General features: G+C 38.6%; 1 protein-coding gene. It reads right to left on the bottom strand.

The genetic code is table 11. From position 1 onward, the window contains the following. A partial coding sequence (locus tag AAEY83_RS15875; RefSeq protein ID WP_502945203.1) for a hypothetical protein occupies positions 1-264 on the bottom strand: 264 nt, incomplete at both ends.

The following is a 264-nucleotide window of genomic DNA, read 5'->3' as shown; positions in this document are numbered from 1 at the left end:
AATGAGTGCTTCAGCACCAATAACATCACCATACGTATTTACCTGAGGCTGAAAATAAGCACAAAACTCATCAGATGCAATCGCTCTGACTATATCTGTTTCTAGTTCAGTTTGTTTTTCAAGCAGTGTTTGTAAGGCTGGATCGTAAAAGCTACTGCTATTCCCCCCTTTATTTTTAGAACGATACATAGCCGTGTCTGCAAATTTTAATATATTGCCTGCCTGCGCATTTACGCTATCAATTAGACAAATACCTATGCTGCA

It is taken from the genome of Psychrobacter sp. TB20-MNA-CIBAN-0197 (genome assembly GCF_040309765.1).
Taxonomy (GTDB): Bacteria; Pseudomonadota; Gammaproteobacteria; order Pseudomonadales; family Moraxellaceae; genus Psychrobacter; species Psychrobacter submarinus.
Note: the sequence above shows the minus strand (reverse complement) of the source record. Positions and strands in the feature narration are given on the sequence as shown.